19 protein-coding genes and 2 pseudogenes are annotated in these 24,123 nt (G+C 70.2%); 10 read left to right on the forward strand and 11 right to left on the reverse strand.

Annotation, left to right across the window (positions count from 1 at the left end):
• Positions 1-396 precede the first annotated feature (396 nt).
• A complete protein-coding gene (locus tag ACFYYB_RS26400; RefSeq protein WP_389438030.1) occupies positions 397-594 on the reverse strand; it encodes a hypothetical protein in 198 nt (65 codons plus the stop codon).
• A 265-nt stretch (positions 595-859) separates the two neighbouring features.
• Here ACFYYB_RS26400 and ACFYYB_RS26405 point away from each other — a divergent pair, with 265 nt between their 5' ends.
• The gene (locus ACFYYB_RS26405; RefSeq protein WP_389438031.1) at positions 860-1,075 is read left to right on the forward strand and encodes an e9imm peptide; all 216 of its coding nucleotides are present in this window, start codon (positions 860-862) and stop codon (positions 1,073-1,075) included.
• Positions 1,076-1,082: 7 nt separating this feature from the next.
• Here ACFYYB_RS26405 and ACFYYB_RS26410 read toward each other — a convergent pair.
• Positions 1,083-2,025 (reverse strand): IS5 family transposase gene (locus tag ACFYYB_RS26410; protein ID WP_389438032.1). Its coding sequence is split into 2 segments (ribosomal slippage): positions 1,083-1,628 and positions 1,630-2,025, totalling 942 coding nucleotides; the frame shifts between segments, so codons are not numbered across the junction.
• Positions 2,026-2,392: 367 nt separating this feature from the next.
• On the opposite strand from ACFYYB_RS26410, the gene ACFYYB_RS26415 reads away from it, so the two are divergent.
• Positions 2,393-2,743: a hypothetical protein gene (locus ACFYYB_RS26415; RefSeq protein ID WP_389438033.1), complete on the forward strand. Its 351-nt coding sequence runs from the start codon at positions 2,393-2,395 to the stop codon at positions 2,741-2,743.
• A 36-nt stretch (positions 2,744-2,779) separates the two neighbouring features.
• On the opposite strand, the gene ACFYYB_RS26420 is transcribed toward ACFYYB_RS26415, so the two are convergent.
• The 3 genes and pseudogenes from ACFYYB_RS26420 to ACFYYB_RS26430 form a co-directional block, all read right to left on the reverse strand.
• On the reverse strand, positions 2,780-3,220 hold the full coding sequence (locus tag ACFYYB_RS26420) for a penicillin-binding transpeptidase domain-containing protein (protein WP_389438034.1): 441 nt from the start codon (positions 3,218-3,220) through the stop codon (positions 2,780-2,782).
• A gap of 71 nt (positions 3,221-3,291) precedes the next feature.
• Positions 3,292-4,389 carry a glutamate--cysteine ligase gene (locus tag ACFYYB_RS26425; RefSeq protein WP_389438035.1) on the reverse strand — a complete coding sequence of 366 codons (1,098 nt, stop codon included), beginning with the start codon at positions 4,387-4,389 and terminating at the stop codon, positions 3,292-3,294.
• Between the two features lie 425 nt (positions 4,390-4,814).
• A pseudogene (locus tag ACFYYB_RS26430) lies at positions 4,815-4,925 on the reverse strand (hemerythrin domain-containing protein); the annotation flags it as partial.
• 247 nt (positions 4,926-5,172) lie between these two features.
• Here ACFYYB_RS26430 and ACFYYB_RS26435 point away from each other — a divergent pair.
• The gene (locus tag ACFYYB_RS26435; RefSeq protein WP_389438037.1) at positions 5,173-6,861 is read left to right on the forward strand and encodes a PP2C family protein-serine/threonine phosphatase; all 1,689 of its coding nucleotides are present in this window, start codon (positions 5,173-5,175) and stop codon (positions 6,859-6,861) included.
• A gap of 111 nt (positions 6,862-6,972) precedes the next feature.
• Here ACFYYB_RS26435 and ACFYYB_RS26440 read toward each other — a convergent pair whose 3' ends face one another.
• Both ACFYYB_RS26440 and ACFYYB_RS26445 read right to left on the reverse strand, forming a co-directional pair.
• Positions 6,973-9,213, reverse strand: coding sequence for a catalase (locus tag ACFYYB_RS26440; protein ID WP_389438038.1), 2,241 nt, complete (start codon positions 9,211-9,213; stop codon positions 6,973-6,975).
• A 175-nt stretch (positions 9,214-9,388) separates the two neighbouring features.
• Positions 9,389-10,573 (reverse strand): zinc-dependent alcohol dehydrogenase, encoded by a 1,185-nt coding sequence (locus ACFYYB_RS26445; protein ID WP_389438040.1) that lies wholly within the window; start codon positions 10,571-10,573, stop codon positions 9,389-9,391.
• Positions 10,574-10,771: 198 nt separating this feature from the next.
• Here ACFYYB_RS26445 and ACFYYB_RS26450 point away from each other — a divergent pair, with 198 nt between their 5' ends.
• Positions 10,772-12,316: an FAD-dependent oxidoreductase gene (locus tag ACFYYB_RS26450; RefSeq protein WP_389438041.1), complete on the forward strand. Its 1,545-nt coding sequence runs from the start codon at positions 10,772-10,774 to the stop codon at positions 12,314-12,316.
• Between the two features lie 44 nt (positions 12,317-12,360).
• Here ACFYYB_RS26450 and ACFYYB_RS26455 read toward each other — a convergent pair whose 3' ends face one another.
• From ACFYYB_RS26455 to ACFYYB_RS26465, 3 genes are all read right to left on the reverse strand, one after another.
• Positions 12,361-14,340: a S9 family peptidase gene (locus tag ACFYYB_RS26455; protein ID WP_389438042.1), complete on the reverse strand. Its 1,980-nt coding sequence runs from the start codon at positions 14,338-14,340 to the stop codon at positions 12,361-12,363.
• A 38-nt stretch (positions 14,341-14,378) separates the two neighbouring features.
• The gene (locus ACFYYB_RS26460) at positions 14,379-16,160 is read right to left on the reverse strand and encodes an N-acetylglutaminylglutamine amidotransferase (RefSeq protein ID WP_389438044.1); all 1,782 of its coding nucleotides are present in this window, start codon (positions 16,158-16,160) and stop codon (positions 14,379-14,381) included.
• Positions 16,161-16,411: 251 nt separating this feature from the next.
• The gene (locus tag ACFYYB_RS26465) at positions 16,412-17,605 is read right to left on the reverse strand and encodes a spore photoproduct lyase family protein (RefSeq protein WP_389438046.1); all 1,194 of its coding nucleotides are present in this window, start codon (positions 17,603-17,605) and stop codon (positions 16,412-16,414) included.
• Between the two features lie 427 nt (positions 17,606-18,032).
• Between ACFYYB_RS26465 and ACFYYB_RS26470 the strand changes: the two are divergent.
• The 4 genes and pseudogenes from ACFYYB_RS26470 to ACFYYB_RS26485 all read left to right on the forward strand — a co-directional run bounded on the left by ACFYYB_RS26470 (position 18,033) and on the right by ACFYYB_RS26485 (position 21,564).
• Positions 18,033-19,045: pseudogene (locus tag ACFYYB_RS26470) on the forward strand (DNA topoisomerase IB).
• Positions 19,046-19,151: 106 nt separating this feature from the next.
• Positions 19,152-19,481 carry a plasmid stabilization protein gene (locus ACFYYB_RS26475; protein WP_389438047.1) on the forward strand — a complete coding sequence of 110 codons (330 nt, stop codon included), beginning with the start codon at positions 19,152-19,154 and terminating at the stop codon, positions 19,479-19,481.
• Positions 19,482-19,529: 48 nt separating this feature from the next.
• Positions 19,530-19,982 carry an SRPBCC family protein gene (locus tag ACFYYB_RS26480; protein ID WP_389438049.1) on the forward strand — a complete coding sequence of 151 codons (453 nt, stop codon included), beginning with the start codon at positions 19,530-19,532 and terminating at the stop codon, positions 19,980-19,982.
• Complete coding sequence (locus tag ACFYYB_RS26485) at positions 19,975-21,564, forward strand: phytoene desaturase family protein (protein ID WP_389438051.1); 1,590 nt, start codon at positions 19,975-19,977, stop codon at positions 21,562-21,564. Before ACFYYB_RS26480 ends, ACFYYB_RS26485 begins: the two co-directional genes overlap by 8 nt.
• 161 nt (positions 21,565-21,725) lie before the next feature.
• Here the strand turns inward: ACFYYB_RS26485 and ACFYYB_RS26490 are convergent, their stop codons facing one another.
• Positions 21,726-22,175: an SRPBCC family protein gene (locus ACFYYB_RS26490; protein WP_389438052.1), complete on the reverse strand. Its 450-nt coding sequence runs from the start codon at positions 22,173-22,175 to the stop codon at positions 21,726-21,728.
• A gap of 261 nt (positions 22,176-22,436) precedes the next feature.
• Here ACFYYB_RS26490 and ACFYYB_RS26495 point away from each other — a divergent pair, with 261 nt between their 5' ends.
• Together ACFYYB_RS26495 and ACFYYB_RS26500 are read left to right on the forward strand one after the other, a co-directional pair.
• The gene (locus ACFYYB_RS26495; RefSeq protein WP_389438054.1) at positions 22,437-23,600 is read left to right on the forward strand and encodes an aromatic acid exporter family protein; all 1,164 of its coding nucleotides are present in this window, start codon (positions 22,437-22,439) and stop codon (positions 23,598-23,600) included.
• Between the two features lie 194 nt (positions 23,601-23,794).
• Positions 23,795-24,121: a hypothetical protein gene (locus ACFYYB_RS26500; RefSeq protein ID WP_389438056.1), complete on the forward strand. Its 327-nt coding sequence runs from the start codon at positions 23,795-23,797 to the stop codon at positions 24,119-24,121.
• Positions 24,122-24,123: the final 2 nt, after the last annotated feature.

Raw genomic sequence — 24,123 nt, forward strand, 5'->3', positions numbered from 1 at the left:
TCAGAAGGAGTCGGGCACCTGTACTCGCTGTTGCGCTTTAGTGCAGAGAAGCCGCCAGCCCTGTTGCCGTTATGGGGTCGGGGCCAGCAGCTTGTGCGTTCCGTGCCTGGCTGTCGCGAAGGCAAGCCGCGAGAAGGTGGCCGGATAGCGGTTCACTGCGGCCTTACACGTACCGGTCGAGGGGTTCAGCTGCGTAAATGCCGTCGTGGAGCAGCGTGTCGGCCAGCTCGAACCGCTCCGCCTGGCCGTCGGCACGGTGGGTGATCGCGCTGCGGGTGGGGCGAGTGCTTCAGGCAGCCAGTAACCCACCACGCACCTGCGTATTTGCGCAGGAGGGCCTGGCCGCGAAGGTGTGACCGGGCTTCCGTTGGGTCACAGCCGACGAGACCCGAAGTCTCACTCGCGACCACCCGGGGCCTTCACCCGGAGGTACGCCTCCGCCTCCCGGACCAGGATCCGCCGGGCCTGCAAGCGCTGCACCCACCGTGGCGTCAACGCATCGCCAAAGGACACGGCGGGATCCATGTACCGAAACATCGCGAGGATGAAGTACACGAGGAACGCCATCGAACCGGCCGACTGAACCCACCACATGACGACGGTCTCCCCACCTACCCCGAAGTTCTCCGCCTGGACCCTCCCACGCGAGCACGTGTGTATGCCACCGCGAGCGGGCTTCTGCGCGCGAACCGTCCTGGGGCCCTGGAGGTCAATGACTAGGGCGGGCGGTGCGTACGGCGTCGGTGTAGAGCTCCCGGGTCAGGTCGGCCTCCCCGTTGCCAAGGCCGGCTAGGAGCTGTCCGGCCGATCATGTTAGTGAGTAGGGTGCTGCTGCTCATGAAGGGTGGGGCAGTTGCCGATGACTCGCGAGACGGCGATCACGCTGGTGCAGAAGGTCATGGACGTTGAGTACGACGAGGACGAGATGACGTGGGTGCTGGACCAGCTCGACAGGGCTCTCGCCTGCCCCACTGGCTACGTATCCGGTCTGATCTTCTGGCCCGAGGACGGGCAGGAGGCAACTGCTGCGATGGTGGTCGACCGGGCTCTGGCTTATGAGCCGTTCGCGTTGTGAAACGGCCTCAGGTGCGGAGCCAGACGACGAGTGCGGCAGCAGTGACCGTGCCGAGGAAGACGTAGCCGCGCTTGTCGTAGCGGCTCGCGACGGCCCGGTGGTTCTTGAGCTTGTTGATGGCCCGCTCGACGGTGTTGCGCTTCTTGTAACGGTCCTCGTCGAAGCCGGGTGGTCGTCCGCCGCGTGAGCCTTTGCGCTGGCGGGCGGCCTGGCTGTCGGTCTTCTCCGGGATCGTGTGCGGGATGCCGTGACGTCGCAGGTATTCACGGCAGGGGCCGTTGCTGTATGCCTTGTCGGCGGCGACGCTGTCGGGTTTCTTGCGGGGCCTGCCCGGCCCGAGGCGGGGGACGCGGATCTTCTCCAGGACCGGCTCGAACTGAGGGCTGTCGGCTTGCTGGCCTGCGGTGATGAGAAGGGACAGCGGGCGGCAGTGCCCGTCGGCGCTCAGGTGGATCTTGCTTGTGAAGCCGCCCCGCGAGCGGCCCAGTCCCTCACCTCGTGCACCACCTCCGCCAAGCGGGCGAGGAGGCTCTGCCATGGCGGCTCGGCCTGGTGTTCCGTCGCTTCGCCCCCCTTGAGGCAGGTAGCGCGGGTGGCGGTTCGTTCCGGGCGCCGGCCGCGTGCTGATGCGCGCGCACGCTGGTCGAGTCGACCGAGACCTCCCAGTCGATCTCACCGGCGGCGTCCGATGCGGCCTGGACTCGCTGTAGCAAGTGCTCCCACGTTCCGTCCGCCGACCAGAGCCGGTGGCGCTCGTAGACCGTCTTCCACGGCCCGAACCGCTCCGGCAAGTCACGCCACTGCACCCCGGTCCGCACCCGGTGGAGGATTCCGTCAATCACCTGACGATGGTCCCGCCACCGGCCACAACGGCCGTTGCTCACCGGCAGGAACGGCCGCATCCGTTCCCACTCGGCATCTGACAGATCACCCCGCCGATCCCGCCCCATACACAGACCAACGAGCCACAACCAAGCCGGTCACATGATCGGCCGGACAGCTCCTAGGTGAACGAGCCGCGGCACAGGCGCGGCTTCGGTCGATGGCGGTGGCGGCGCTGGCTTCCGTGACGACCTGATGCTTTCTGCCTGAGATGCCGTCAAAGCCCTGTTCAACGGACGGCCCGTAGCCCTGCTCCAGCAGCGCACCCACGAACGTGTCAGGCCGTACTCGCTGCACCCGCACGCCGGTAACACCACCGCTCGTGCATCTGCGCGCCGGGTCGCCTCCCCTTCCCCACGGGCCCGTCGACGGAAGAATCAGTCGCCCGCGGAGCTGATCAGCCGTCCGCGTTGCCCCTCGCAAGGAGGATGAACCATGTCCATAGCTCAGATAGGCAGGCGTGCAGGTGCGATCGCGGTCGCCGCGACCTGCGTCGCGATGACTGTCGTCGTGGCCTCCCCCGCGGAGGCTGCCGGGCCGAAGACCAACAGCCTGACCAACGCCTACGCCGGGCCGACGCCGTCCTCACAGCTCATTGGAGGAATCTGGAGCGGTGCGCCTGTCACGATGTATTGCTGGGTGGACAGCGTGTGGTCCAACGGCACGAACCGCTGGTTCCGAGTCCAGGGTGCGGGCTACAGCCCCTACACCGGCCGTCCGATCATGGCCGTCGGCTACGTGTCGGCCACCAAGGTCGTGAACCAAATCCGGGTCGGACGCTGCTGAACCCGGTCGGCGCGGAGGTCGGTGCGGGCAGTTCAGCTACTTCTTCAGCCAGGCCTCCATCATCTTCTTGGCGACGGGGGCCGCCAGCCTGCCGCCTCCGATCTCCGTGCGATCGGTCTTCGATCCCTCGACGACCACAGCGATCGCGATCTGCTTCCCGCCGGCCTTTCCGTAGGTGGTGTACCAGGCCAACGGCGGCAGGCTGTTGCTCACGCCCCGCTGCGCCGTACCGGTCTTGGCTCCCGCCACGACGCCGGGGATCTGGACGTCCTTGCCTCCGCCCTCCGTGGCAACGGTCCGCATCGCGTCATGGACCATCGAGGCGGTCTTCGGGCTCATCACCTGCTGCGACTTCGGGTCCTTGAAGCTCTCCAGGACGTTGCCGCCGGAGTCGGTGACCTCGGAGACCTCGTGCGGGGCCACGAGCTTGTCGCCGTTCTCGATCGCGGCCGTGACCATCGCCATCTCGGAAGCCACGCGCGCAGAGGGCGCGGCAGTGGCTTCGGCGCGGGGGTCTCCGGAAGGCGACGACCGCCATGTCCTCCCGCTCAAACGGACGGCACAGCACCTGTGATCAGACCGGTCAGCGCCGGCATACCGCCGTCGGCCAAAGCGCGGCGCTGTTGGTCTGCAGGCGTTCCTTCTCGCAGGAGCCGGTGCGACAGAGCGCTGACTTCGCGGAGGTCACCGGCGTCTTCCAGGGCAGGGGTGATGTGGCGCATGAGAGCGCACAGGGCGTCGCCGCTACTTACAGGCCGCCCGTCCGGCCCTACGAGCGTGCCGTTGAGCCCGTACCGGGCCGCGTGCCACGTCGCGGCCTGGAGTACCTCCGTACCATGCTCCGCCACGGGCGGCATGCCCGCCTTCTCCTCGGCGATCGCCGTGGTGACCAAGGCCCGGATCATGCCGGCGAGCATCACGGCGTCTTCGGCTCTCAGTTGGACGTCCGGGCAGCGAACCTCGATGGTCGGGTAGCGGTCGGACAGCCGCGCCTGCCAGTAGACCTGCCCCCGGTCCGCGATCACTCCCGATGCCACCAGCGCCTCCAGGCGGCGTTCGTAATCTGCGAGCCCATCGAAGTGCGGCGGCGGCCCACTGACGGGCCAGCGGCTGAAGACGATGGTGCGCCAGCTGGCGAACCCGGTGTCCTGTCCGTCCCACAAAGGCGAGTTCGACGACATGGCCAGCAGCAGGGGCAACCAGACCCTGATGCGGTTCAGCACGGCTACGCCCGTATCCCCGTCGGGGATCCCCACGTGGACGTGCATCCCGCAGATCAGCTGCTCATCCACCAGTTGGCGTGCCTCGCCCTCCATCCTCAAGTACCTGGCCTTGCGGGTGACCGGTACGGGCCGCGCCCCGCGCACTGGCGCCGCACCCGTCGCCCCGATCCTGCAGCCGTTGGACGCGGCTGCCGACGCCAGGGCATGACGCAGTCGGAGCAGGTGGCCGCCGACTTCGTCGAGGGTCCAGCAAACGGGAGTCGCCACCTCAATCTGCGCCTGGAGCAACTCGTCCTGTACCTCGCCCTGTTCCGCCAGAAACCCAAGGCCGGCAGAACGGCGGACTTCCTCCACCAGTGGAGTCGGTTCGGCAGTGGCCGGATCCAGCAGCAGATACTCTTCTTCGACTCCAAGGGTGATCACGTCATGCGGCTACCCGCACACGCCATGATCACCCCCTCCCTCTGTCCTGCATTGTTACCCCGCAGCCGGGACAGGGGGCACGGGTACGTGCGGCGGCGGCACGCACACACCGCGACCGTGAACCGTTCGGACATGGCGATAGTGCCGTCGTCGAGGACGATCTCAGCCGGCACCTCGACGAGGACCGGGCCCCAGGGCACGTGGTCTCGCTGCGTCACCTCGTCAGCCCCGCCCGGGCCAGCCGGTCCACGGTCCACCCGCACCCGCACGACCCCGAATGCACCATGAGCAGCACGCCGCCTGGGCGCAACAGGGCCGGGCGCTCGCGCAGATCCGGTCGATGATCACGCGCCCGTCCGGTCCCGCGTCCCAGGGGCGCTCCGGCCCGTGGGACGGCAGGTGCGGGGAGCCGGGAAATGGGGCGGGTCAGCGATCTTGCGCTTCTCGGCGTGCGCTTCATCCCCCGCCTTCTCGAACTGCCCGAACAGCTTCTCCACCGTCTTGTGGTCTTCCCCGAGCAGCACGGTCCCGTCCATGAGCGCCTCCTCTGCTTCGTCCTATCGGGCGGCGCCGTCGGCCTCCCCGTGGGTGGGTACTCCCTGCGCTCCTTGTGGCGCTCGGGAAGAATGATGTTCAACCCGAATCGGGGACGTGCGTAGGACGTCCGCCGTGAGGAGCCAGTGGTCTCCCCTGGAACGCTCCAAGCGAGCTACCGCGCTCCGGTCGATAAACTGGGGCGAGAGCTCTGCCGGGAGGGCAGACACGTGCGTGAGGGGTTGGACGGTGAACCGGTTCGCGCGCCTGGCCACCCGCCTGCTGTCTGCACCCCGCGCCTTGGTGTGGGTCGCGGGCGTCGGTTCCGCCGCGGCCGAAACCTGGCCCGTCGGGTCCGCAGACGACCGAGCCGAGGCGCTCTGCCGTCGCGCGGCTGAACTGGGCGGGCCCCTGACCGTGACAGCCGATACTGCCGACGGCCTGGCCTTCGCGGGCGTCCCGCTCGTCGGTCCCGAAGGCGAGCTGCTCGGGGTCCTGGCCGTCACCGATGCCGGCCCGCGCACCTGGAGCGAGGAAGGCCTGCACGATCTCAGTGATCTGGGCGCGGCGTGCAGCGCCCAGATGAGGCTGCGCCTGCGCTCCGACGAGGCACAGCGCGCCGGGGAGGCCGCGGGCGAGGCGGCCTCTCTCGCCGAGGCGGAGGCCGACCGGATGGAAACCCGCCTCAACCGTGCACAGCTGCTGCTGCGGGCTGCGGAGGATCTGGGCGACACGAGTGGGCTGGAGGAGGTCTGGGCACGGGTGAGCGAGCTCGCCGGTGGTGACCTCAAGCCCTCCTACGTGGGGCTGATCCTGGTGGGCGAGGACGGTCTGCTGCGGCAAGTGGCGGGGCCCGACCCGGACGAGGGGATCAGAACCGCTCCGGCGGAGACCTACAGGATCGACGCGAACTGGCCGACGGCCCGGGCCGTACGGGAGCGGCGGACCGTGGTGATCGCCAACCGCCACACCATGACGGACGGGTACGCGCCCGAGGCCGTGGCGGGCTTCGACGCCCTGGGACTGCACGCCTTGGTGTGCGTACCGCTGCAAGGGACGGACGAGGCCCTCGGTGTGCTGGCGCTCGGCTGGGACACTCCGCACGTGGTCGACCCGCCCGAGCGGGCGGTGCTGGCCATACTGGCCGACTACACCGCCCGAGCCGTGGACCGTGCCGCGTACCTGGACGAGCGCGTCTCCATCGCCCTGCGGTTGCAGCAGGCCATGCTCACCGATCTCGTACCGGTCCCAGGGCTGGAAACCGCGGCCCTGTACCGGCCGGCGGCGCGCCAGGACATGGTCGGGGGCGACTGGTACGACCTCTACCCGCTGCCCGGACCGCACGGCGCGTGGGCCGTGACGGTCGGCGACATCACCGGCCACGACATGCACGCCGCCACGCTGATGGGGCAGGTCCGCAGCATGCTTCGGCAAGCCGACATCGACCACCCCGGCCGGCCCCCGCACCAGGCCGTCGAGGCGCTCGTTCAGGCGTGCCAGACACTGGGCCTGCCAGCCGGCGGGACTCTGGTCCACGCTCACCTCACTCCGCGCTCCGACGGGCACTGGCATCTCTCCTGGACCAATGCCGGCCATCCTCCCCCGCTTCTCGCCCGCGCGGACGCACGCGGACCAGCCGAAATCCTCGACGCCCACGACGTTCTCCTGCACCCCGCCCTGCCGCCGAGTCCGCGCACCACCCACACCCGGCTCCTGGCTCCGGGCAGCACGTTGCTGCTCTACACCGATGGTCTCGTCGAGCACCGGGGGCAGGATCTCGACGCGACCACGAGCGCGGCCGCACGCCGCCTGGCCGCGGCGAGCGTCGAAACCCCCCTGGAGGATGTCCTGCGGCACCTCGCCGGCACCGTGGCCCCCGCCCACCCCGAGGACGACACCGTGCTCCTCGGCGTCCGTATCTCGGCTCTCCCCCGTTGACTTGCTCGTCGCGAGGGACCACCACGTAGCGGGGGCTTAGAGGTAAGGGCATGGGAACGGGTCCACCGCCGCCACGGTGACGGTGGACCCGTTTCCCGGCGGCTGCCGAGGTCAGAGGTCGGACGGGAACCTGTCCCAGGCCCGGTGTTCGGCGAGGGCTGCGGCAAGGCTCTCGACCACAGCTCCGCTGTCCTCGGCCAACGCGATGCCCGGTTCATCCGAGGTGATACCGACGTCGGCGAGGAGCGCGTCCGCACCGTTCCAGCCGCCGATGGCTTTGCCGTGGCGGTACGCCTCCGTGAGGAGCAGCAGGACGCGCGGGTCGGGGGCTTGCGGGGGCTGGGCGGTGCCTGCCTTGGCGTCGCGTGCGCCGTAGGCGTCTGCACCCACTTCGGGAGCTCCGGCCAGGAGGAGGGCGTCGAATTCGACGGAGCGGGCGGTGGCGAAGGTGCGCTGGATGGCGATCGGGTCACCGTCCGGGTCGAGGGTGCCGCCGGTCGGGGCGATGACGAGGGGCACCATGCCCGCGTCCAGGATGGCCTGCCGTGCGGTGCGTACGCCGTCCAGGTCGGCTGCCGGATCGGCGATGATGCCGATCACGCGGCCGTCGATCGGCCAGGTGCCTCCCATCTGGGAGAGGGCGGGGCTGGGGTCGGCGGCGACGAGAGGCACGGTGGCTTCGGGTGCCGGCAGGCCGAGGCCCGTGGCCACCTCCGCGCACAGGTGCGGGTCGATGTTGGCCAGGACCTTCAGGGTGCGTTCCTTGATGGCCTGCTCGTGGCACTTGTTCAGCTCGAAGGTGTAGGCCGCGATGATGTGCTCGCGCTCGGCCGGGGCCATGCTGAGCCAGAACAGCCGGGGTTGGGTGTAGTGGTCGGAGAACGAAGCGGGTGCTTCGCGGACCTTGCTCGCCGCCGGAACCTTCACCGGCGTGTCGATGAAGGCGCTCATGTCGGCGCCGGCGAGGAAGGGGCAGCCGCCGTCCAGGCTGTTGGGGTGGTACGGCGCGACGCCGGTGTGGACAGCCGTCTGGTGCATGCCGTCGCGGAGCATGTCGTTGACGGGGGCGTGCGGCCGGTTGATCGGGATCTGGGCGAAGTTGGGGCCTCCGAGGCGGCTGATCTGGGTGTCGAGGTAGGAGAAGAGGCGGCCGGCGAGCAGCGGGTCGTCGGTGACGTCGATGCCGGGGACGAGGTGGCCGGGGTGGAAGGCGACCTGTTCGGTCTCGGCGAAGTAGTTGGTGGGGTTGGCGTTCAGGGTCATGAGCCCGATGGGCTGGACCGGTGCGAGCTCCTCTGGGACGAGCTTGGTGGGGTCGAGGAGGTCGATGCCCTCGAACATCTGGTCTTCGGTGTCGGGGAAGACCTGGATGCCGAGCTCCCACTGCGGGAAGGCGCCTGACTCGATCGCGTCGGCGAGGTCGCGGCGGTGGAAGTCGGGGTCCATGCCGTTGATCAGCTGGGCTTCCTCCCAGACCAGGGAGTGCACGCCGAGCTTCGGCTTCCAGTGGAACTTCACGAGCACGCTCTCGTCGGCTGCGTTGATCAGCCGGAAGGTGTGGACCCCGAAGCCCTCCATCATCCGGTAGGACCGCGGGATGCCCCGGTCGGACATGTTCCAGAGGGTGTGGTGGGTGGCTTCGGTGTGCAGGGACACGAAGTCCCAGAACGTGTCGTGCGCGGACTGCGCCTGCGGGATCTCCCGGTCGGGGTGCGGCTTGCCGGCGTGGATGATGTCGGGGAACTTGATCGCATCCTGGATGAAGAAGACGGGGATGTTGTTCCCGACCAGGTCGAACGTGCCCTCCTCGGTGTAGAACTTCGTGGCAAACCCGCGGGTGTCTCGCACGGTGTCGGCGGAGCCGCGCGAGCCCAGGACGGTGGAGAACCGCACGAACACCGGGGTTTCCACGTTCTTCGCCAGGAACGCGGCTTTGGACACCTCACCGGCCGTGCCGTAGCCCTTGAAGGCGCCGTGGGCAGCGGCGCCGCGTGCGTGGACGACCCGCTCTGGGATCCGCTCGTGGTCGAAGTGGGTGATCTTCTCCCGCAGATGGTGGTCCTGGAGGAGGACCGGACCGCGCGCTCCTGCCTTGAGTGAATGGTCGGTGTCGGGCAGCCGGGCGCCTTGGGCGGTGGTCAGATAGGCACCGCTCTGCGCTACGCGCCTCTGGTCGGCGCCGGTGGCCTGCCCGGTGGGGCTCACTGTCTCCGGACCGTCCTGATCCGCCTTCGGCGGCAGCGGCTCCGCGGGCTGCGTAGGCTCGGCGAGGGGCGGCGAGACCGGGCCCGGCTTGCCCGGCAGACCGTCCGCGCCCGGCTCCGGTGTTGCGGGAGTGTGCTTCGTGGTCATTGCGTCTCCTGGTCAAATGGTGGGCTGGGCTGCTGGACGGTTTAGCCATGACCCAATGGCGTCGGCCAAACGACGCCCCGGCTTTCGCACCCGTCCGGCACGCGCTTTCTCGCCTGTCCTGCGACTCGCGGCATTTGCCGGACGGGCTCGCTGCGCCGAGCGGTAGCCGCTCGGTTCAGGGGGTGAAGAGGACCTTGACGGCGCCGTCCTGCTTCTTCTGGAACATCTCGTACGCGTCCGGCGCCTGTTCGAGCGGCAGGCGGTGCGTGGCGAAGTCGTCGACGCCGAGCGGGTCCCCGTCCCTGAGGAGGGGGAGGATGTCGTCGACCCAGCGCCAGACGTTGGCCTGGCCCATGCGCAGTTGCAGCTGCTTGTCGAACATGGTCAGCAGGGGCATGGGGTCGGCCGCGCCTCCGTATACGCCGGACACCGAGACGGTGCCGCCGCGGCGGACGAGGTCGATGGCCGTGTGGAGCGCCGCGAGCCGGTCGATGCCGGCGCGCTTCATCAGGGGCGCGGCCAACGCATCCGGGAGGAGGGTGGACATGCCCTGCGCAACGGCCGCGGTGCGGCTTCCGTGGGCTTCCATACCGACGGCATCGATGACGGCATCAGGCCCCCGCCCGCCCGTGAGATCCCGGACGGCTTCGGCCAGTCCGTCACCGCATTCCCGCAGGTCGAGGGTTTGGATGCCGCGCCGTTGGGCGCGTTCCAGGCGTTCGGGCACTAGGTCGATGCCGATGACCGTGCCGGCACCGCGATGGACGGCGATCCGGCAGCTCATGTCACCGATCGGCCCAAGGCCCAGGACGGCGACGCTCCCGCCCGGCGGCACGGCCGCGTACTCGACGGCCTGCCAGGCCGTGGGAAGCACGTCGGACAGGTAGATGAAGCGGTCATCGGCCGGACCCTCGGGGATCCGGATCGGGAGGGAGTTGCCGAAGGGGACGCGCAGGTACTCCGCCTGCCCGCCGGGAACCTGGCCGTAGAGCTTGGTGTAACCGAACAGGGAGGCTCCGCTGCCCTGTTCATGGACCTGCGTCGTCTCGCACTGGGACTGGAGGCCTTGGTCGCACATGAAGCACGAGCCGCACGAGATGTTGAAGGGAATCACGACCCGGTCCCCCGGCTTGACGGCGGTGACCTGCGGTCCGACCTCCGCGATGATGCCCATGGGCTCGTGCCCCAGGATGTCGCCGGGGTCCAGGAACGCCCCGAGCACCTCGTAAAGGTGCAGGTCCGATCCGCACAGGCCGGTGGTGGTGATCTTGACGATCACGTCGTCCGGGTCGCGGATCGTGGGATCGGGCACGGTGTCGACGCGTACGTCGCGCTTACCGTGCCAGGTGAGTGCTCTCATGACGCCTCCATACGAACCGCGATCACGTTGCCAGGCCTTGTTCGAGTTGCCCGTGCGCTCTCAGGGTGCGCGTGCCCCCGGTCGTACCGATCAACCGGATTTGTCCGGAGTTCCACACCGGGGTACGCACCGTCGGACACAGAGTCACCAAGGGAGGCGTACATGCTTCGGCCCCGCTCGACCGGGCAGTCGCCGGGTATGAACCGACTTTCGAACGACGGCCGCTCGTATTGGATGCAGACGGCTGACCTGCCGTCCTTCGCTCCTCTCTCGGGGGTGACGCAGGCGGATGCCGCGGTGATCGGCAGCGGCATCGTCGGACTCAGCACTGCGTGGGAGCTCGCCCGCACGGGGCTGAGAGTCGTCGTGTTGGAAGCGGACCGGCTCGCGGGAGGCGTCACCGGGCACACGACAGGAAAGCTCACCGCCCTCCACACCGCCGTGTACGACAAGCTCCGGACCGAGCACGGCGAGGACGCCGCCCGCCGGTACGCCGCGTCCCAGAGCGGCGCGCTGCGCCACGTCTTCGACGTGGCCGCGGAACTCGGCATCGACTGCGAACTGGAGGAACGTCCCGCCTTTACGTACGGCCGCGATCCCGAGGGCGTGGCGGCCTTGCGCGCGGAGGCCGGGGCGGCCCGGGCAGCCGGTCTCAACGCTTCGTTCGTCACCGTGACCGGCCTGCCGTTCCCGGTCGCCGGAGCCGTGAGGGTGGAGGACCAGGCGCAGTTCCATCCGCTCAAGTACCTGCGTGGCCTCGCCGCCGACATCGTCGCGCTCGGCGGCAGCATCCACGAGGGCACCCGCGTGACCACCCTCGACGCCGGCGATCCGTGCCGTCTCACCACCGACTCGGGTGCCACAGTCTCCGCCCGGCACGTCGTGGTGGCCACCCACCACCCCGTCTTCGACCATGCCCTACTGGCCGCTCGACTGACCCAGCACCGCGACCTCGTGATCGCGGGCCCCCTGCCCGCCGGCCTCGATCCCCAGGGCGTGTACATCACCGAGGAGGGCGGCAAGCGGTCGGTCCGCACGGCGCCGCTCGACGACGGCGGCCGTCTACTGATCGTCACGGGAGAGGCGTTCACCCCCGGCGAGGGGGAAGACACCGAGGCCGGGTACGCACGCCTCCAGGCCTGGACCGAGCAGCGATTCCCCGGCTTCACCGTCACCCACCGGTGGGCGGCACAGGACAACAGCGTCACGGACACCCTGCCCCTCATCGGCAGGCTGCCCGGCGGTGGCGAAAACGCTTACGTCACCACGGGCTTCGCGGGTTGGGGCATGACGGGCGGCGTCCTGGCGGGAACGGTCATCGCTTCCCTCATCGGAGGCGATGAGGAGCCGTGGGGCGGTCTCTACGACCCCGCCCGCCTCGGCTCCGCGCTGCGCTCCGCCCCGGAGCTCCTCAAGGTCCAGTGGGACACCGGTAAGCACTTCGTCAAGGACCGCCTGAACACGCTCGGCGACGGCACCAACGGCCCCGTGGAGCACCTGCAGCCGGGTGAGGGAACCGTGGTCAGGGGCGGTGGCAAGCCCTGCGCCGTGCACCGCGACGATAGGGGTGGACTGCACGCCGTGTCCGCCGTCTGCACCCACCTGGGATGCCTCGTCGCCTTCAACAATGCCGAACGGACCTGGGAATGTCCCTGCCACGGCTCCCGCTTCGGCATCGACGGCGCGATCCTCCAAGGACCGGCTCTCGAACCCCTGGAACAGCTGGACCCGGAAAAGCTCTGAATCCGTCCGGGCCCGACCGCCACCCCCGGCCGTCGGGCCCGACTTCAGCCCAGGTGCTCCTCCAGCCAGTCCGCCGCGGCACGCCGGTACAGACGCCGGTTGTCGGCCCGCAGGAACTCGTGGCCCTCGTCCTTCAACGTCAGCAGCCGAGCCGGTACGCCCCGGTCCCGCGCGGCGCGGACGAACTGTTCGGATTCCGTCGGCGGCACGTTGGTGTCGTGTTCCCCGTGAACGGCCAGTACGGGGACGCGCAGCTGGTCGATCCGGCTCATCGGGGAGAGCGCGTGCAGGAGTTCCCGGTCGTGCTGGGGGTGGCCGTACTTGGCGGCCGCGGACTGCGCGATCCACGGCTCCGTACCGGCGAAGAACGTGTCGAAGTCCGACATCCCGCAGACGGCGACCCCGGCCCGGAAGAGCTCGGGATGCCACACCAGGGAGGCCATGGTGAGGTAGCCGCCGTACGAGCGGCCCATCACCCCGAGCCGCAGGGGGTCCGCGTATCCGAGCGAGACCACGTGGGCCGCACAGTCGGCCACGTCGTCGATCGCCGCGAACCGGCGGGCGCCGAGGTCCGCGTCCACGAAGGAACGGCCCCATCCGGACGAGCCGCGGACGTCCGGGGCGAAGACGTCCAGGCCCCGGCCCAGGAGCTCGTGGTAGAGCGGGCTGAACACCGGCCGTTCCTGTTCCTCCGGGCCGCCGTGCAGGTGGATCACGCACGGGGCCGGCCGGCCCGCGTCCTCACCGGGTGCCCGGTAGTACCAGCCGCCGAGCACCAGCCCGTCGCGGGCCTCGCAGCGCAGCGGAACCGGGCGTACGGGAGGCCGACCGGGCGGCACCGCGTCCTCGTCCCGTGCCGACCACCCCGTGCGCGCGGGCCCGGACGCCTCGTCCACTTCCCAGATGCCGGGCCGGCGTCGGGAGCCTGACAGGGCGGCGAAGAGTCCGCCGCTCTCCAGGGGCGCCAATCGGGTCACCACCTCGTGGGGCAGGACCGGCCGGTAGGGAGGCCCGGGGGCTCCGGCCGGATGGGGGCGACCGAGGTGAACGCGCTCCAGCTCCGTGGCGCCCTGCGCGTTCCAGGCGAGGCCGGCCCACCGGCCGTGGTGGGGCACGCTCAGCAGGTCAAGGGCGGATCCCTCCCGCTCGGCGGCGACCAACGAGCCGCAGAAGGCGCCGTCGTCGTCCAGCCGTACCCGCAGCAGGGCCGCGAACTCCCTCTCCGCATCGCTGCGAAGCCACAGCGTGCGCGCGTCGGCGGAGAACCGGCCGATCCACGGGTCCCCGTCAGCGACGGGCACAGAGGACACCACTCGGCCCGAGGCGGTGTCGAGTACGAGTGCCTGCCGCCGGCCGCGCGGACCTCGGCGCAGGAGTGTGAATCGGCCGTCCGCGCTCAGGTCGCAGACCCTCAGGGAGGCCGCGCCCTTTTCCCTGAAGATCAGCACCGGCGAGGCGACCCCGTCGGGGTCGACGAGATAGGCGGCCAGCCCGCCGTCGGCGCGGGGCGCAGCCGACGCGGTCTGGAGCGGGGCCGCCCCGGCCGGCTGGGCCACGGTGACGGCGAGGGCTGCGCCGTCACGCGTCCAGCTCCCGAGGTGGGCCGAGCTGCCCGTTTCCGCGCCCGCGAGTACCTGGCGTCCGGTGCCGTCCGGCCGCACCGCCATGACCCGCGTCTGCTCGCCGCCGCCGGGCGCCGAGGTGTAGGCGATCCAGCGGCCGTCGGGCGACCAGGACACCTCGGTCACCGGATCGGGCCCGCCGTCCAGTAGCCGGGCTTCGACTCCACGCGCGGGACCGGCCCACAACTGCGGGACCCCGGCCCGGTCGCAGATGAAGGCCACGTGCTCGCCCGTCGGATCGGGCGCGGGGTACCAGCAGCCGTGGGCGGCGAGCGCGGTTGCCGGGGCAGCGGCACCATGGTCCGGCCTCCGGACCGCCACGGGCGCCGACATCACGGAACCGCCCGCTCCACTGGGCGGTTCCGACACGTGCTCCAGGGGATTGGTCCGCTGCGGGGGCATGGGCCGCCTCTCCCAAGTCTCTTTCGAATCCCGACCGGTCAGTGGATACCGTGCGCCTGTAGCCATATTTCCAGGGAGGCCACCTGCCACAGCGTGTTCGCCCCGCGTTTCGTGCGATGGCGATTGGGTTCCGCGAGCAATCGCGCCACGAAGCGCTCGTCGAAGATTCCACGGTGGCGGGCTTCCGGAGCCGTCAGGGCTTCGCGCACGCGGGCCAGCACGGGCGGAGCCATATTCCGCACGGCCGGTACGGGGAAATATCCCTTCGGCCGGTCGACGATCTCCCTCGGCAAGACAGTACGGCCGATGTCCTTGAGTATCCCCTTGCCGCCCTGCGCGAGCTTCAGCTCCGGCGGGCAGGCCGCGGCCAGTTCGACGAGCTCGTGATCCAGGAACGGCACCCTGGCCTCCAGACCCCAGGCCATCGTCATGTTGTCGACCCGCTTGACCGGATCGTCGGGCATGAGCGCGTGGACGTCCATGCGCAGCGTCGCGTCTAGGGCGCTGTCGGCGCCAGAGGTCGCCATGTGCGTGCGGACAAAGTCCGTCGAGGCGTCGTGGGCGACGGCGAAGCCGGGGTTCAGCATGGCGGTGAGCTCCGTATGCGTCCGGTCGAAGTACGCGGTCGCGTACGCCTCGTCCGCATCCGCTCGGGGAGCGGCCGCGATCTGCGGATACCAGTGGTAGCCCGCGAGGACCTCATCTGCTCCCTGGCCGCAGAGAACGACCTTGACCTCCTTGGAGACCTGCTCGGACAGCATGTGGAAGGCCACTGCGTCGTGGCTGATCATCGGCTCGCTCATCGCACCGATCGCGGCTTCCAGCGCGGACGGGAGCCGATCAGAGGTGATCATGAACTGGTGGTGGTCCGTGGCGTACCGCCGGGCGATCAGGTCCGAGTAGCGGAACTCGTCGCCGTCCTCACCGTTCTCGGCCTCGAAGCCCATCGCGAAGGTGGCGAGACCCTCCTGCCCCTGCTCGGCCAGTAGCGCCACGATCAGACTGGAGTCCAGGCCGCCCGACAGGAGCACGCCCACCGGGACGTCCGCGACCGTGCGCCGCCGCACTGCCGTGCGCAGCGCGTCGTGCAGCGCCTCCTTCCACAGCCCCGGGGCGTCGCCGAGATCGGAGTGCCGGGTGTACGAGGGCTGCCAGTAGCAGTGGTCACGGTGGGTGCCGTCCCGTTCGATGACACGAACGGTCGCCGGGGAAATCTTACGAACGCCGCGCAGCACGGTCCTGGGCGCGGGCACCGTGCCGTGCCAGCTCAGGTACTGGTGGAGGGCCACCGGGTCGAGGGACGTGTCGACCCCTCCGCCCGCCAGCAGGGCCGGCAGGGAAGAGGCGAAGCGGAGACGGTCGTCGTCCTGGGTGACGTACAGGGGCTTGATGCCGAGCCGGTCACGGGCCAGGACGACCCGTCCGGTGTGGTGCTCGACCACGGCGTAGGCGAACATGCCGATGAGGAATTCGACGCACTCCGGCCCCCACTGGGCATAGGCCTTGACGACCACCTCGGTGTCCGAGTCGGAGAAGAAGCGGTGCCCGAGTCCTTCGAGACGGCCCCGCAGTTCCCGGTAGTTGTAGACGCAGCCGTTGAAAACGGCGGTCAGGCCCAGATGCGGGTCCGTCATGGGCTGAGCGCCTCGCTCGGACAGATCAATGATCTTCAGGCGCCGATGCCCCAGCGCCACCGCTCCCTGCGACCAGGCACCCCTGCCATCGGGCCCCCTCGGCTCCAGCACATCGGTCATCCTCTCGACCGCGGCGAGATCGGGCCGCCCGCCGTCGAAACGCACCTCTCCACTCAAGCCACACATGGGACACCTACCGGCGCGCCGGTCGCACACGTCATTCCCGGACTCCTGTGCCGGTTCGGACCCGACACGGTTCGGGCCGGTCCGAACGGGCGATCGACATACGAGGCGCCTGCCCGCCCGGGTGGCCCTTAAGCGGGCGGCCGTACCCGGCCTGACCGGCCTGACCGGCCTGACCGGCCTGACCGGCCTGACCGGCCTGACCGGCCTGACCGGACTGACCGGCCTGACCGGCCTGACCGGCCTGACCGGCCTCAGAAGGCATACCGGATCCGTAGCCACGGGGCGTGCGTGGCCACGAGCGTGCGCATCGTCTCGACGGCCTCACCCTTGACGCCGCCCCGGTAGCGGACGTTCCAGCTGCCGTTCTGGGAGCGCTTGGGTTGCTGGAGGTCGGGCCGCCACAGGACGTCCTCGGCGCGCGGGTGCCAGCCGAGGTTGAGGTCGTGCAGGTCATGGTTGTGGGTCAGCATGATCACCTCCGCGGCGGCCTGGCCTTTTACCGATGCGGGCAGGACGTCGTCCATGTGCCGCAGGAGCAAGGCCCAGTCCGTGTCCCACCCGGGACGCAGCACGACGGGTGAAAGGTTGAAGTGGACCTCGTAGCCCGCTTCCAGGAAGTCTCCGGCGGCGGCGATACGGCTCTCCACCGGGCTGGTGCGGATGTCCAGCAGCTTGGAGTCCTCCGGCGGCATCACGGAGAACCGCACGCGGGTCCGGCCGCGCGGGTCGAGCAGGAGGAGGTCCGGGTTGACGAATTTGGTGGCGAAGGAGGCCTTGGCCGACGGCCAGCGGGCGAATGCCCGCACCAGGTCGGCCACGTTGTCGCTGATCAGGGCGTCGACGGAGCAGTCGCTGTTCTCTCCGATGTCGTAGACCCAGGCCGTGGGGTCGCACTGGTTGGCCTCCGTCTTGGGGCCGAGGCGTGCGACGTGCCGGGAGAGGTGGGCGATGATGCGCTCGATGTTCGTGAAGACCGTGATCGGGTTGGCGTAGCCCTTGCGGCGCGGTACGTAGCAGTAGGCGCAGGCCATCGCGCAGCCGTTGGCGGGGCCGGGCGCGATCCAGTCCGCGGAGCGTCCGTTGGGGCGTGTGGTGAGCGTCTTCTTCTCCCCCAGCACCAGGACCTCGCTCTTGATGCGTACCCAGCGGTCGACGTTGCCCGCGTTGCCGTGCAGGTCCGGGATCCCCCAGTGCGAATCCACAGGAACGATCTCGGCGTCCGGGAAGCGGGCGATGATCCGGCGGCCGCGCGGGGAGGCCGCGGCGGCGGGCTCGGCACGGATCTCCCGTACTGCCAACAGCCGACGGGCGGCCGGGGAGTCGCGGAACAGCGGGCCGGCATCCGCCGGTACGTGTGCTTCCCGACCCGTGTCGATCTCCTCGATGCCGAAGAGGGCGTCGGCGCGTCCCTCGTCCGGTCGGCCCCGATGGGGCTGGGCGCCCATGCGCGGCTCCTTCGCTGTCCCGGCCCCTGAAACCAGTACCACGAGGGAGAAGGCCGGGGCGCTGTGCTCCCGAGTGACACCTCACTGTAGTGCCGTGGCCGGAAAGGTCTGTCGGGTCGCGGCATCCAGGCCGACGGCTCACCAGTCGCCATCCGTTGCAAGGGCCCCGGACCGACGCCCCCGGGCCGATGCCCCGGCACGTGCGCCGGACGTACCTACGGGGTCCGACCGGCTCGGCGCCGGCCCGTGCCCCTCCCCAAGATCGCCCTGAGAGGTGGAGTACCGTCGCCGGGCCTACGGTGGAGGGATCCGGTCGCGACGATCGGCAGACTGAGGCGGCCACTGTGTCAATGACGAGTCATGGGGTCCCCGGAGCACCACCGGTCATCGTCGCGCCACAGGGCCGATCCCGCGGAGCGGGGTGACCATGCGGCTCCGGACGAGCACCCCCGAGCGGCCGGGATTCGGGCGGGTCCGGCACGGCCGGGGATTCCGCTACCTCGACGCGTCGGGGGCACCCTTGACGGACGAGTCCGAGCGGGCTCGGATCCGGGCCCTGGTGATTCCCCGGCGTGGGAGGCCGTCTGGATCTGCCCTTGGCCTAACGGACACGTCCAAGCCATCGGTACGGATGCCGCGGGCCGCCGCCAGTACCTGTACCACCCTCGCTTCCGGGAGCAGCAGGAGGCGTCCAAGCACGAGCACGTGCTCGCGGTATCCGCGGAGCTGCCGCGCCTGCGCGCGCAGATCGAGCGGGACCTCGCGGGGCGCGGCCTGAGCCGCGACCGCGTGCTCGCCTGCGGTGCCCGCCTGATGGACCTCGGCTTCTTCCGGGCCGGCGGCCAGGCGTACCGGCGTGCGCACGATTCGTACGGCCTCACCACCCTGCTGCGCGACCATGTCACCTGCAGCCGCCACGAGATTCACTTCAGCTACCCGGGCAAGTCCGGTCAGGACCAGACCCGCACGCTGGTCGACCCGGCGGCCTACGCGATCATCCGGGCGCTTCTGCGGCCTCGCGACGACGGTCCGCAGCTCCTCGCCTACCGGGAGGGCAGGGTCTGGCACGACGTCCAGGCGGCCGAGTTGAACGAGTACCTGCAGCGGGGCTCCGGCACGGACCTCACGGCCAAGGACTTCCGCACCTGGCACGCCACCGTCCTGGCCGCCGTGGCCCTCGCCGTCTCCACGGAGATGGTCGGCGAGTCGAAGGCCAAGCGACACCGCGCCGAAGTGCGCGCCGTTCGCGAAGTCTCCGGCTATCTGGGCAACACACCCGCGGTGTGCCGTGCCTCCTACATCAACCCCCGCGTCGTGGAACTCTTCGAGGACGGCACGACCATCGCCGCTGTCCTGGACGAGATGGGCGAGGGCGCGGACTACGGCCAGCCCGCCACCCAGGGTGTCGTGGAGAACGCTGTCCGTGATCTCCTGGCGTGAGCAGGGGTGGATGTCCCGTTCTGTCCCTGAGGTTCACGTGGAGAACGCCTGGATCGGGGTAAGCGCATCAAGACCCATCCGTGCATCATCCGAGAAGGGCGATGTCATGCCACGAGGATCCAGCGCCAAGCGCGAGCGCCAGTACGAGCACATCAAGGAATCCGGCGAGAAGCGCGGAATGTCCGAGGAACGGGCCACGGAGATGGCGGCCCGGACCGTGAACAAGGAGCGTGCCCGGTCGGGTGAGAGCAAGACCGCGAGCCGTGGCTCAACCCGGGGCAAGTCCGCTTCGCAGCAAGGCGGCGAGAAGTCCAAGGGCGGGGCCAGCTCGTCCGAGCGCACCAAGGACGACCTCTATCAGGAGGCGAAGAAGCGCGGCATCGAGGGCCGCTCGACGATGACCAAGCAGCAGCTCAGGAACGCTCTCGGGCACTGAACCGGGCGAGAACCCATCCCCGTCATCACGACAGCAGGAGGAGTTCCCGTGGCCGTACGTCATCAGCTCATCCATCGTTCCCCTCGCACGACCTGGGCCGTGCTCGCCGACCCCGCCCTGTACGGGGAGTGGGTCGTGGGCCCGTCCGAGTCCGTGCCGCTCGACGACGCCTGGCCCGCGGTCGGGTCCCGGCTGCGGTACACGATCCGGTTGGGGCCCTGGTCCGTCGAGGGCATCACCACCGTCCGCCACCAGCAGACGGGTAAGGAACTGGAGCTGGAGGCGTCCTTCAAGTCCATTGGTACGGCGCGGATCTTCCTCCAGCTCAGGCCCTGGGGCGAGGAAACCCTCATCGTCTGTGACGAGCACCCCCTGCGCGGCCTGGGAGGGGTCCTGCACAACCCCGTGAGCGAAGCGGCGCTCCAGCTCAGACACCGCGGCATGCTGGCCCGCCTGGCCCGGCTCGTGGAAAAGCAGCCCGCGGAAGTACTCCGTGCCTGACGCGGTGGTGATCGGCGCCGGCCCCAACGGACTCGTCGCCGCGAACCTGCTCGCCGACGCCGGATGGACCGTCGAAGTCCTCGAAGCACAGGGGCAGCCCGGAGGCGCCGTACGCAGCGACCGCGGGGTACACCCGGACTACGTGTCGGACCTCTTCAGCGCCTTCTACCCGCTCGCGGCCGCGTCCCCGGTCCTGGCCCGCCTCGACCTCGCCAACGAGGGCCTGCGCTGGAGCCACGCCCCCTCCGTACTGGCCCACCCCCTGCTCGATGGCCGCTGCGCGGTCCTGGAGCGCCGGGTCGAGGACACCAGTACGGGGCTGGCGCAGTTCGCGGCCGCCGACGGCGAATCCTGGCAGGACATGTGCCGCGTCTGGGACCGGATCGGCCCCGATCTCGTAGGGGCCCTGTTCACCCCCTTCCCTCCGGTCCGGGCAGGGCTCCGGGCGGCCGCGAAGCTCCGCACCTCTGGAGGGCTGCGACTGGCACGGAAACTGGCCCTGCCGGTGCGGCGTCTGGGCGAGGAGGAGTTCACCGGGGAAGGAGGCCGGCTGCTACTGGCCGGCAACGCCCTCCATGCCGACCTGGCCCCCGAGGCCGCGGGCAGCGGCGGCTTCGGCTGGCTCATGTCGATGCTCGCCCAGAGCCACGGCTTCCCCGTCCCCATCGGCGGCGCCGGCGCCCTGACCGGTGCCCTTGTCAGCCGCCTGCAGCGTCTCGGAGGTGTTCTCCGCTGCGGGGAGCGCGTCGCGTCCGTCGTCGTGCGCGGCGGCACCGCGGTCGGAGTCCGTACGGCAACCGGGGAGACCGTCGGCGCGCACCGGGCCGTACTGGCCGACACCTCGGCACCGGCGCTGTACCGCGACCTCGTCGGCGAGGAGCACCTCCCCTCGCGCCTCCTGTGTGACCTGGAACGCTTCCAGTGGGACTTCGCGACCTTCAAGGTCGACTGGGCCCTGACCGGGCCCGTGCCCTGGAGCGCTCCGGGCGCGGCCGGGGCGGGGACCGTCCACGTGGCCGACGGCCTGAACGGTCTCACCCGCTTCGCCTCGCAGATCGCCACGGGACACGTCCCCGACGAGCCCTTCGCCCTCTTCGGCCAGATGACCACAGCGGACCCCAGCCGCTCACCCGCCGGCACGGAGTCGGCCTGGGCCTACACCCATCTCCCGCAGCACATCACCGCGGACGCGGGCCCGGACGGCATCACCGGCACCTGGGACACCCGCGAGCAGGAAGCCATGGCCGACCGCGTCGAAGCGCAGGTGGAACGCTTCGCACCCGGCTTCCGTGCCCTGATCGCCGCACGCCGGATCCTGTCCCCCACCACCCTCCAGTCCATGAACGAGAACCTCCACAACGGCGCCATCAACAACGGCACCACAGCCCTCCACCAACAGCTGATCTTCCGCCCCACACCGGGAACCGGCCGTCCGGAGACTCCCGTGAAGAACCTCTACCTGGCCTCCGCGGCCGCCCACCCCGGCGGAGGGGTCCACGGCGCACCCGGCGCGAACGCCGCACAGGCCGCACTCCGACACCGCGGGGTGCACGCCCTGCTTCACCGCGCCCAGCGCATCTGACCGCCGTCGGGCAGCTTGCCGGCCTGGCACTGCAGGAGACGACGCCTCAGCCACGTCGAGGCATTCTGCACACCTACCGGGGGCGGGCCCGTGCCTACATGCCACCGGGCCCCAGGACGTGACAGTCCTGGGGCCCGGTGGCATGAGCGGCATCGGCGAGGTCAGACTTCGCCGCGCCAGGACCCGGTTTCGCGGCCTCGGTCCTCGATGTAGGTCTTGAACCGCTTGAGATCGCCGGTCACCCGTCGCTTGACGAAGCCGAGCTTGTCGCCGACGTTCTCGGCGAAGCCCTCGGGGTCGTAGTCGAGCTGGAGCATCACCTTGCACCGGGTGTCGTCCAGGCGGTGGAAGGTGACGACACCGGCCTGCTTGACCTCGCCACCCAGCGTCGTCCAAGCGACCCGCTCATCGGGGATCTGCTCGGTGATCTCCGCCTCGAACTCCCGCTCCACACCGGCGACCTTCGTCACCCAGTGCGTCATGGTGTCCGTCCGCTGCTCGATCCGCTCCACACCATCCATGAAGTGAGGGAACGAGTCGAACTGCGTCCACTGGTTGTAGGCGGTCCGTACGGGGACATCCACCTCAACAGACTCTTCTACCTTCGACACGAGTCGACCCCTTCTGTCTTTCGGCATCCGGCCCACAAAGCCGGCTTGGCTGCGGGAAACGCTCCCCGCAACGTCGCGCCTGCCCACTCTTGCCCGCTCCATGACCCGGGGCGCCGACCTCCTCGCCGACTCCGATGCGGACCACGACGTACCGGACGCCATCCTGATCGGCGCCGTCCATCAGACCTCGATCACGTCACATGGAGGTCCCGCGTCGGCAGGCGCGGTACGGGCAGACGCCCCCAAGGGAGGTGAGGCGTCGTGCCGAAGTGGCTCAGCGCGCCGGGAACAATTCCGGGACGGGCGAAGTCGGCCGCCGCGCAGGCCGTCGCACGCGCGTGGCGCGGTGTGCGGACGCCTGGCAGTGAGCGGGACGCCCTGCTCCTGGGGGCGAAGACGGTCGTGGCGGCCATGGTGGCCTGGACGGCAGCCCGGCATGTCCTGCCGCCCGCTGTGGCGACGTTCGCGCCGTACACGGCGATGGTGGCCTTGCAGGCGACCGTGTACCGCTCCCTGCGCGATTGTGCCCAGTACGCCCTGGCCATGGCAGTGGGCGCCGCCCTCGCCGCCGCGCTGGCCGCGACCGCGGGCATCCACGGCTGGACCTTCGGTCTCCTCACCCTGGCCGCGCTGTGGCTCGGCCGCGTTCGGCGGCTGGGGCAGCAGGGCACGCAGGTCGCCATCGTGGGGTTCTTCGCCTTCTCCTCCGGTCAGGGGCGGATCGACTACATCGGCCACCTGGCCGCGTCGGTGGCGCTGGGCGCGGTCTGCGGGCTCACCGCCCACCTCGTGCTCGCTCCCGCACGCCACGCCCGCCGCCGGCAGACGGCCGCCACCGATCTCTACGCCGAGCTGAGCGAACGGATGACCGGCCTCGCCGACACCTTCGAGGCGACGACTCCCGACGCCGACCGGGTACGGCAGTGGCGCAAGGACTGGCGCCGCCTCTCCCGCGACTGCGAGGACCTCCACCGCGACATCGAGACGGAGGAGGAGAACGGCCTCCTCAACCCCCGGCACAGCTTCGAAGGAGCCGCCGGCGCCCTTCCCCGAACCCGCGCATCGGTCACCATCGCCCAGCGCTCACTGGACCACCTGCGCTCCATCACCCGCACCCTGGACCACGCCGTGGACAGCCAGGAGATCGAGAACCTCCCACCGACCTTCCGCACCGGATTCGCCGCCGTCCTCAGAACCGCGGCCGGCGCGATGGACGAGATCGGGAAGAGATCCAGGTCGGATGACAGCCGTATCGACCGCGCCATCGAGGAGGCTTCGTCCCGGCTGGATGAGGTGCAGAGGAACTCCCGTACCCATCCGGACGGCCGATCAGCGGCCCCGACCCTCCAGGGAACGCTCCTCACGGACGCCGCCCGCCTCCTGGCCGATCTCCGCGCGGGCCGCCATGACCTCAGCAACGCCTGAACGCGGTCCGCCGGTCGAGGCGACCTCCCCACGGACATGCGCCCTGCGGCTCCCGCACCCAAGATGGTGACGCCTCTCCTTCCAGCGTCAGGATCCGATCGCATGCCGACACCGCAGGCGCGAGAGCGACGACACCCCTCCCCCACCCGACTCCGCACGGAGCGCGCGTACTCCCGCGACGGCCGAAGCACGTGATGGCGCGAAACTCCCGGCCAGAACACACCGCGGACGGACGTTACGTCGTCATCGACGGCAGGCGATGGCGGGCCACCGACCCGGACCTCCCCGCCGATGACGCCGCGCGTCTGCGCAGGCACTTGATGGCGGCCCGGCGTGCGGTCGGCGCCGCCCTGCGGTCGCGCGACGAGGAGGCAGAACGCGAAGCCCGCGGCCGTGTTCACACCGCCAAAGTCGCCCTCGGCGAACGCGGCACCCCGTGGTGGGAGCAGACCGGCACGGAACGCCGGACACGCTGGCGGGACGGACTCGCGGCGCTGGACGGCGAAGCAGGTCCGCAGTAGGC

It is taken from the genome of Streptomyces sp. NPDC002886 (assembly GCF_042888445.1).
Lineage (GTDB): Bacteria > Actinomycetota > Actinomycetes > Streptomycetales > Streptomycetaceae > Streptomyces.

Excerpts from the sequence above, each read along its gene's own strand:
- ACFYYB_RS26400 (WP_389438030.1), bottom strand. The coding sequence starts at position 594 with ATGTGGTGGGTTCAGTCGGCCGGTTCGATGGCGTTCCTCGTGTACTTC.
- ACFYYB_RS26405 (WP_389438031.1), top strand. The coding sequence starts at position 860 with ATGACTCGCGAGACGGCGATCACGCTGGTGCAGAAGGTCATGGACGTT.
- ACFYYB_RS26415 (WP_389438033.1), top strand. The coding sequence starts at position 2,393 with ATGTCCATAGCTCAGATAGGCAGGCGTGCAGGTGCGATCGCGGTCGCC.
- ACFYYB_RS26440 (WP_389438038.1), bottom strand. The coding sequence starts at position 9,213 with ATGACCACGAAGCACACTCCCGCAACACCGGAGCCGGGCGCGGACGGT.
- ACFYYB_RS26445 (WP_389438040.1), bottom strand. The coding sequence starts at position 10,573 with ATGAGAGCACTCACCTGGCACGGTAAGCGCGACGTACGCGTCGACACC.
- ACFYYB_RS26450 (WP_389438041.1), top strand. The coding sequence starts at position 10,772 with ATGAACCGACTTTCGAACGACGGCCGCTCGTATTGGATGCAGACGGCT.
- ACFYYB_RS26455 (WP_389438042.1), bottom strand. The coding sequence starts at position 14,340 with ATGCCCCCGCAGCGGACCAATCCCCTGGAGCACGTGTCGGAACCGCCC.
- ACFYYB_RS26460 (WP_389438044.1), bottom strand. The coding sequence starts at position 16,160 with ATGTGTGGCTTGAGTGGAGAGGTGCGTTTCGACGGCGGGCGGCCCGAT.
- ACFYYB_RS26465 (WP_389438046.1), bottom strand. The coding sequence starts at position 17,605 with ATGGGCGCCCAGCCCCATCGGGGCCGACCGGACGAGGGACGCGCCGAC.
- ACFYYB_RS26475 (WP_389438047.1), top strand. The coding sequence starts at position 19,152 with ATGCCACGAGGATCCAGCGCCAAGCGCGAGCGCCAGTACGAGCACATC.
- ACFYYB_RS26500 (WP_389438056.1), top strand. The coding sequence starts at position 23,795 with ATGGCGCGAAACTCCCGGCCAGAACACACCGCGGACGGACGTTACGTC.